General features: G+C 63.8%; 9 protein-coding genes. 4 read left to right on the plus strand and 5 right to left on the minus strand.

Going from position 1 to position 6,100, the window contains the following annotated elements; all coding sequences use genetic code 11:
- Nucleotides 1–5 precede the first annotated feature (5 nt).
- The gene (locus IM708_RS11850; protein WP_209426746.1) at nucleotides 6–341 is read right to left on the minus strand and encodes a hypothetical protein; all 336 of its coding nucleotides are present in this window, start codon (nucleotides 339–341) and stop codon (nucleotides 6–8) included.
- Nucleotides 342–481: 140 nt separating this feature from the next.
- Nucleotides 482–721 (minus strand): helix-turn-helix domain-containing protein, encoded by a 240-nt coding sequence (locus IM708_RS11855; protein ID WP_209426747.1) that lies wholly within the window; start codon nucleotides 719–721, stop codon nucleotides 482–484.
- Nucleotides 722–1,113: 392 nt separating this feature from the next.
- Here IM708_RS11855 and IM708_RS11860 point away from each other — a divergent pair, with 392 nt between their 5' ends.
- A complete protein-coding gene (locus tag IM708_RS11860) occupies nucleotides 1,114–1,551 on the plus strand; it encodes a potassium channel family protein (protein ID WP_209426749.1) in 438 nt (145 codons plus the stop codon).
- Nucleotides 1,552–1,674: 123 nt separating this feature from the next.
- Here IM708_RS11860 and IM708_RS11865 read toward each other — a convergent pair whose 3' ends face one another.
- From IM708_RS11865 to IM708_RS11875, 3 genes are all read right to left on the minus strand, one after another.
- Entirely contained in the window at nucleotides 1,675–1,947 is a 273-nt protein-coding gene (locus tag IM708_RS11865) for a DksA/TraR family C4-type zinc finger protein (RefSeq protein ID WP_209426751.1), read from the minus strand.
- 68 nt (nucleotides 1,948–2,015) lie between these two features.
- The gene (locus IM708_RS11870; RefSeq protein ID WP_209426753.1) at nucleotides 2,016–2,639 is read right to left on the minus strand and encodes an SOS response-associated peptidase; all 624 of its coding nucleotides are present in this window, start codon (nucleotides 2,637–2,639) and stop codon (nucleotides 2,016–2,018) included.
- Between the two features lie 92 nt (nucleotides 2,640–2,731).
- Nucleotides 2,732–3,391: a hypothetical protein gene (locus IM708_RS11875; RefSeq protein WP_209426755.1), complete on the minus strand. Its 660-nt coding sequence runs from the start codon at nucleotides 3,389–3,391 to the stop codon at nucleotides 2,732–2,734.
- Between the two features lie 97 nt (nucleotides 3,392–3,488).
- On the opposite strand from IM708_RS11875, the gene IM708_RS11880 reads away from it, so the two are divergent.
- From IM708_RS11880 to IM708_RS11890, 3 genes are all read left to right on the plus strand, one after another.
- Entirely contained in the window at nucleotides 3,489–4,163 is a 675-nt protein-coding gene (locus tag IM708_RS11880; RefSeq protein ID WP_209426757.1) for a S24 family peptidase, read from the plus strand.
- Between the two features lie 307 nt (nucleotides 4,164–4,470).
- Complete coding sequence (locus IM708_RS11885; RefSeq protein ID WP_209426759.1) at nucleotides 4,471–4,926, plus strand: DUF2924 domain-containing protein; 456 nt, start codon at nucleotides 4,471–4,473, stop codon at nucleotides 4,924–4,926.
- Nucleotides 4,923–6,100 (plus strand): recombinase family protein (locus IM708_RS11890; protein ID WP_209426760.1); only part of this gene is annotated, 1,178 nt, incomplete at its 3' end. The genes IM708_RS11885 and IM708_RS11890, both read left to right, overlap by 4 nt.

A 6,100-nucleotide genomic window follows, 5' to 3' on the forward strand; every position in this document is an offset into this window, starting at 1 on the left:
GGGGCTCAGGCTGCGCATGCGTCGAGCAGCAGCGATGAGAGGGAGGCGGCAGCGCCCTTGGGCCTGGCGCGGGCGACGGCGAAGTAGGCGAAGTGGTCGTTCGCGAGCCGCGCCTGGACCAGATGCACCAGGTCCTTCATCGCGGCGCGGAAGGCGGCATTGGCCAACTCGCAAAGCGCGCGCCGCTGATCCGGCGGCAGCTTCGACATCATCTTGTCGGTGTCGATCGCCATGAAACCCCGGTGGTACTCGAGGCGGTCCCCGGGTGCGGCCTGATCGATCCACGCCACGAAGGCGATCTCGTCGAGCAGGAGCCTGGGATGTTGGGAAAGTGCGAGCATGCTGTCGCTCCTGGATCTCGCTTTGGGAAGGATGCCGAACCGGCTCTGCCTCGGTATGCGCAGCTGCGCGTTTCGACGCAAAAACAATATCTTGTCGATGTGGCTGGATCGGACTTGCTCGGGGTTGAACGGGGTTGCGCTCATGATTGGCTCCCCGTCGCGCCGGGCACGGTGCCCACGAACTCGGCCATGGTGGCACAGCTCAGTCGCGCCAGCTCAGCGCGTTCCAGCGCCTCGACATCGGCGAGCCGGTAGAGCACGCGGCGCCCGATCCGGACCGGGTGTGGCGGGCGCCGGCGTCGGCGCCAGTCCTCGATCGTGCGCGGGCTGACGCGCCAACGATCCGCCAGTTCAAGGCTCGTCAAAAATGTCGGGGACATCGCATTCTCCATCGGCTGTTGCCCTCGGAGATTGCAAAACGTGGCGGGCGAACGTCGTCAGACGCAGGGGGAACGCAGGGGGAACATGCGCCTCGGGCAACGTCCGAACGGAATCAGTCACTTGTGCGGGAAGGCAGAGATCGCGTTCCCTGGCGCTCGCCCTTGTTCCCCCTTCGCTCCCGCGACTGCTCCCCCGTCGACCACGGAAGTACCGGCATTGTATGTCGAGTCCCTAAATCGCGGACAGAGTGCCTCCGCGTCAACCCAAGCTCGTTGCACACACCGGACTTTGCGCGGCAATGGCCCCGACTGTCCTGTCCCGCATGTTGACCCGTCGTGAAGATTGAGAGCAACTGCTTCGATACTTTTGAGTTTCTTTGACAAGGGCTGGCATGCACATCCTTATCGTCTCGCTCACGACCGTGCTGCTCGTCTCGGCAACAGTCTTGATCCATTACGAGGTGTTGCGCTTCACCGGGCAACTTCTGCCACGCCTGCCGATTCGACCGCGCCAGCGTGTACTCGTGGTCATCACGGCTTGCTTTGTTGCCCACCTAATCGAGATTGTCCTCTATGCCTTCGCGTTTTCACTGCTCCATCTGCAAGGTTTGGGACGGATCGAGGGGGAGTTCGAGGCGACGGCACTCGACTTCTTTTACTTTTCGCTAACCAGCTACACGACACTCGGCATCGGAGATGTTTATCCGTCGGGACCGCTTCGTGTGCTGGCGGGCATCGAGTCGCTGAACGGCTTTATTCTCATCACCTGGTCGGCATCCTTTGCGTACCTGATGATGCAACGTCACTGGCATCCAGAGCGAGACGAGTGATCCGCGCTGCGGTCGAGGTTTCCTCTGCTGCTGCCTCCGAACAAGGAGCGATCGGTTGCCGAAAGCCGCTCGCGACCCCGGAAGAGCGCGAGCAGATTGAGGAGAGCAGGGTCGACGGCCACGCTATTTCAACTGGCTGTCCTTGGAGCCGCGCCGGTTGACGCCACCGCGCCGGACAGGGGCTGCGTCACGCTCCGTCTGGCAGTCGATGCAGAGCTGCACGCCAGGAAGCGCCTGACGGCGCGCCTCGGGAATTGCTTCCTCGCATTCGGCACAGTGGCTGCGGCTGGGCACTGAATCCTGGCGACGCCTCAGCTTCATGCGCGCCAGCTCGTCCTCGATCGACGCCTCGATCTGTTCATTCACGGCGCCGTCGCGCGCCCAACCACCGGCCATGGCAACCTCCTCAGTTCAGAAAGAGAGATTATGGCGGTTTCGCTCAGGCGCAATGCTGACTGCACGCATCAGATCGGCGTCGGCACCAGCTGTAGCGTGCCGTCCGGCAGCGGTCGCTGAAGGGTAGCCGCCACCTCGACAGGAGCTAAGAGCCACGTCTCCCATTCCTCTGGTTCCGTCAGAATGACGGGCATCGCCTTCGGGTGGATGGCCCCGACCTCGGCATTCGGGGCACAGGTCAGGAAGGCGAACAGATCGTCGGTCGTCTCGCCGTCCTTGACCTTTCGGACCGATGTCCAGCCGCGCACCTCGATACCGGCGAAGAACATGTGCGCGTCCGTGTCGACCGAGGTGAACCACTGGTTGCCGCCCTTCACCGGCTCCGCAAATGACGTGAGCGGAACCAGGCAGCGATGCCCTGGCCTGAGCCACCGGCGCCAGTGCGGGGACGAGAGGTTGCGGACGTTGGTGACGCCGGGATCGCGCTGCGTCTTCAGGACGCCCGGCGGTGACGGCATCCCCCAGCGCGCCTTCACGAGCTCGAGGCCAGTGTCGGCGCCGTGCCGAACGATCGCGCCCTGCTGATCAGGGTAGAACTGTCCCGGCGCCAGGTTGCCCGCGCGGTCGGTCAGGCCGCTGAAGAGCTGACGCATCAGCTCCTGCGTCGTGGTGTTGCTGTAAAGATTGCACATCAGCCAACTGCCTCGTGATCGCCACGCTCCGGAAGCTCATCGACAGGCGGCCCCCATGTCAACAGCGGCAGATACCGTCCTACCGCTGATCCTCACCATGGCGGATGGGCCATGAAGCTTGGCTGCAGCCGGTAATTCCCGCGCTGATCGTGATCAACAATGTTGCGCCATTGCGGCTTGCGGCGGAAGAGATCGCCTGGCTTGACCAGTGCCGATCCGATGTCGGCCAGCAGGCTCTTTCCGTTGAGCCAAGGCTTTTCCGTGAGGCCGGCGCCATGAAGACGGTGCAGGAAGCGCGCCTGCAGGCTCGTGAAGCTGTAGGAAATACCCGCCCAGCTGAACGACCTGAAGCTGTCTTCGGACACGCGATCCCGCATGAGGTTCGGGTGAAGCCGCTCGAACCGCTGGCGCTCTGCTTCGTTCACGACCAGGTCGCCGATGAGGACAAACTGCGGCGTCAGCAGCCTGACCGGATCTCCTTGCGTGTTGATCAGGAGATCGATGAACGCTTCACCATCGCGGAAGATGGCAAAGACATCAGATGACCGAACTCCCAGGAGGCCGCTGAATGTGCGCGGCTGGGGCAGCGTTTTCTTCGACGCGCTGGACCTGCAGCGCCGTATCGGCTCGTCGAACACCCGGATCGAAAGTCGGAGCAGATCGTTCTCGCCGAGATATGCGATATCGGCCAGTCGGACGTTCCACACCTGTGCCAGCCACGCCAGATCATGATATGCGCGCACGACAAGCATGGCCGACTCACCCTTAAGTTGTTCTTGCTTCGTGCTAGCTGATTGACACAATCCCTTCAATCGTGATTTATCCTATTTCATCCACATTGGTATTCACATGACCATCGCCACCTTTCCGGGACGCCTTGAAGCTCGAGCCTACCAGCTCGGCTTGAAGCCCGCGCAACTGGCGGAGTTGGCCGGCGTTTCGCGTAGCTTCATCTACGACATCCTGCGCGGCCGATCGAAACGGCCGGCGCGGGAGACGCTCGCCCGGGTGGCAGAGGTGCTCAAGGTCGACGTCGACTGGCTGATCTCCGGCCGCGGCAAGGTGGAAGGAGATCAGCCAGTGCCGCTGACGGAGGAAGAGGACTTCGTCCCGATCCGCCTCGTGGCGCCGCGGGCCTCGATGGGAGGCGGAGCGGTGGTGGATGACCACGACGAAGACACTGACCGCACCTACCAGTTTCGCAGGACCTGGATCGAGCAGCGGCTCGGAGTGAACCCGTCGAACCTCCGCCTTCTCCATGTCGAGGGAGACAGCATGGCGCCGACGCTCCAGTCGGGCGATATGGTGCTGGTGGACATGAGCCGGCGCAATCCAAACCCACCCGGGATCTTCGTGCTGAACGACGGAATGGGGCTCGTCGCGAAGCGGATCGAGGCCGTGCCCAACTGCGACCCGCCGCGAATCCGGATCCTCTCCGACAATCCTGTCTACAGCCCCTACGAGCAGCTGCTCGAGATGGTGAACATCGTCGGGCGCGTGCGCTGGTTCGCGCGCGAGTTATAACGCACGGTCTAACCGCAACGGCTACGATCCGTCGCGATTGCGAGAACAGCACGTTGGACGCGAGGCGCAGGGTCTGATCTTTTCTCGGCAGCAGTCAAGACCAGATCATGAAACGCCCGAACCCACTCCCGCCCGACCAGATGACCGCCGCCGAGCGCCGTGCCGAACTGTGCGCTTTGCTGGCGCTCGGGCTGATGAGACTGAAATTGAAGAGTGGAGACAAAGTTCCTGACGATAGTGGAGAAATTTGCCTACACTATCCGCTGGACCGATGCCGTCATGCAACTCCAACTCACCGGAGAAACCCATGACGACGCACGATCCCATCCCCGCGCGCCTGGCGGCGCTCAAGACCACGCCGACACTGGATCTGAAGCGCCAATGGCGGGAACTTTTCGATAGCGAGCCGCCGCCGTTCAACCGGCGCTACCTGGAGTCCCGCGTGGCCTATCGCATCCAGGAACTGGCCTACGGCGGGCTCAAGCCCGAGACGATCCGGCGCCTGGAGCGGCTGGGCGAGCAACTCGACGGGGGCGACAAGTCGAAACGCAGCATCCGCGCCGATCGCGACCGGCCGATCATCGGCACACGGCTGGTGCGCGAATGGCAGGGCACGGAGCAGGTCGTCACCGTCACCGCCGACGGCTTCGAATGGCAGGGGCGGCCCTACAAGTCGCTCTCCGCCATTGCCCGCGCCATCACCGGCACGCGTTGGAACGGGTGGGTTTTCTTTGGCATGAAAAATCACCGGAGGCGGTCATGACCAAGCCCGTCGTCCGCAAGCTGCGCTGCGTGGTCTACACCCGGAAATCCTCCGAGGAGGGGCTGGAGCAGGAGTTCAACAGCCTGCATGCCCAGCGCGAGGCCTGCGAAGCTTACATCGCCAGCCAGCGATCCGAGGGCTGGGTGCTGGTCCGCGACCAGTACGACGACGGAGGCATCTCCGGCGGCACGCTGGAGCGCCCGGCGCTGAAGCGGCTCATGGCCGATATCGAGGACGGGCTGATCGACGTCGTGGTGGTCTACAAGATCGACCGGCTGTCGCGCTCGCTGATGGATTTTTCGAAGCTGGTCGAGGTCTTCGACCGCAACGGCGTCACCTTCGTCTCGGTCACCCAGTCCTTCAACACCACGACCTCGATGGGGCGGCTCACGCTCAACATCCTGCTCAGCTTTGCCCAGTTCGAGCGCGAGGTGACCGCCGAGCGCATCCGTGACAAGATCCGCGCGAGCCGCATGAAGGGGATGTGGATGGGCGGCAACCCGCCGCTCGGCTACGACGTGAAGGACCGCAAGCTGGTGGTGAACCCGGCCGAGGCGGATCAGGTGCGGTGGATCTTCGCGCGTTTCATTGAGATCGGCTCGGGCACGGTGCTCCTGCGCGAGGTTGCCGCGCGCGGGATCACCAAGAAACGCGGCAAGCCGGCAGACAAGAAGTACATCTACCGGATTCTGCACAACCGGGTCTATATCGGCGAGGCGGTGCACAAGGGCGAGGCCCGGCCCGGCGAGCACGAGGCGATCATTGACGCCGACACTTGGGCGAAGGTGCACACCATCCTGCAGATCAGTCCGCGCCAGCGCGCCGCGCGCACCCGCGCCGAGACGCCAGCGCTGCTGAAGGGGCTCCTGTTCGGCCCCGATGGTGCCGCGTTTTCGCCGACGCACACGCGCAAGGGCGGCAGGCTCTACCGCTACTATGTCAGCCAAACGGTGCTGAAGCATGGCGCTGGGGCATGCCCGGTCGGCCGGGTGCCTGCGGGCGAGATCGAGGGCGCCGTCATCGATCAGCTGCGCGTGGTGTTCCGCCAGCCGGAGATCGTTGCGGGAACATGGAAGGCAGCGCGAGCGCAGGACGAGGAAATCGCCGAGGCGGATGCCCGCGCCGCCCTGCAGCAGCTTGATCCGCTGTGGGGCGAACTCTTCCCCGCCGAGCA

Origin of the sequence: Pararhodobacter sp. SW119 (assembly GCF_017811755.1) — a bacterium.
In the GTDB taxonomy this organism is placed as follows: Bacteria; Pseudomonadota; Alphaproteobacteria; order Rhodobacterales; family Rhodobacteraceae; genus Pararhodobacter.